The 1,176-nt window shown below is 67.8% G+C and carries 2 protein-coding genes; both read left to right on the top strand.

Annotated features, from left to right (window positions below):
* Positions 1–97: 97 nt before the first annotated feature.
* Positions 98–610 carry a winged helix-turn-helix domain-containing protein gene (locus J2847_RS34500; RefSeq protein ID WP_233474987.1) on the top strand — a complete coding sequence of 171 codons (513 nt, stop codon included), beginning with the start codon at positions 98–100 and terminating at the stop codon, positions 608–610.
* Positions 505–1,164 (top strand): IS630 family transposase, encoded by a 660-nt coding sequence (locus tag J2847_RS33890; RefSeq protein WP_325169542.1) that lies wholly within the window; start codon positions 505–507, stop codon positions 1,162–1,164. The genes J2847_RS34500 and J2847_RS33890 overlap by 106 nt, the downstream gene beginning before the upstream one ends.
* The last annotated feature ends 12 nt before the right edge of the window (positions 1,165–1,176 follow it).

Raw genomic sequence — 1,176 nt, 5'->3', positions numbered from 1 at the left:
ATACCGGCTCACGCCTGAGCTGACTCTCGGGCCGCATGGGATTCCCAAATTATAGCGAGCATGATTCACTGAAGCTCCACCGGGAGTGGGAGTAACCATGTCGGCAAGCCTGAAGATCGCGGACGGGATGACGGCGGCGGACCTGCGGCTCTGGGCACGGCGGTGCGGCAACGGTCGGGCGGCAGCGCGGGCGTATGCCATCGCCAACGCCTTGGATGGGCTGGACCGGGCGGAGGCCGCACGCTTGGCTGGGATGGAGCGGCAGGCGCTGCGGGACGCGGTGCGGCGCTACAACGTGGAAGGGGTCGCGGGCCTGTTCGACCGGCCCAAGGGGCACCGGGCGGAGTGGCTGAGCGACGCGGAGCAGGCGGCCCTGGCGGCCGCGGTCTTCAAAGGACCGGACCCCGCCGTGGACGGGGTCTGCACCTGGACCTGCGAGGCCCTGGCGGTGTGGATCGCCGCCAAGTTCGGCAAAACCTTCCATCCGCACAGCGTCGGGCGGACATTGCGGCGGCTGGGCCTCTCGCGCCAGAAGGCCCGACCCGTTCACCCGAGAACCGAGAGCAAAGCGCAGGAGCGTTTCAAAAAAGGGGGCTTCGCCGCGCCCTGACGGCGGCCGCTGAGGCACACCCGGGCAAGCGCCTGCGCGTGTTTTTCCAAGATGAGGCGCGGTTCGGCCAGAAGGGGCGGCTGTGTCATCGCTGGTGGCTGAAGGGCCAGCGTCCCCCCGGCCTCTGCGACCAGAGGTTCGACTGGACTTACCTCTATGCCGCCGTCGAACCCAAGACGGGGGACGGCTTTGCCCTCGTCCTGCCGACGGTGTCCACCGTCGCCATGAACCGCTTCCTCGCCGACTTCGCCGCCACCCTGGCCCCGGACGACCACGCCGTCATGGTCCTCGACGGTGCCGGTTGGCACGCCAGCAAGAGCCTGGTCGTGCCCGCCAAGCTCACCCTCGTGCCCTTGCCGCCCTATTCGCCCGAGTGCAACCCGGTCGAGCGGATCTGGCTCTTCCTCCGCGAAAAGCTGATGTCGCTGCGGGTCTTTCCCGATCAGGACGCCATCATCGACGCTTGCTGCGACGCCTGGAACGCGCTCATCGCCGAAACCGGCCGCATCAAATCCCTCTGCTTCCCGCCTTGGCTCCAGAAGGTCATTTCATAGGAGAGGCGGTAT

This window comes from Azospirillum agricola, assembly GCF_017876095.1.
GTDB classification, from domain to species: Bacteria; Pseudomonadota; Alphaproteobacteria; order Azospirillales; family Azospirillaceae; genus Azospirillum; species Azospirillum agricola.
Note: the sequence above shows the minus strand (reverse complement) of the source record. Positions and strands in the feature narration are given on the sequence as shown.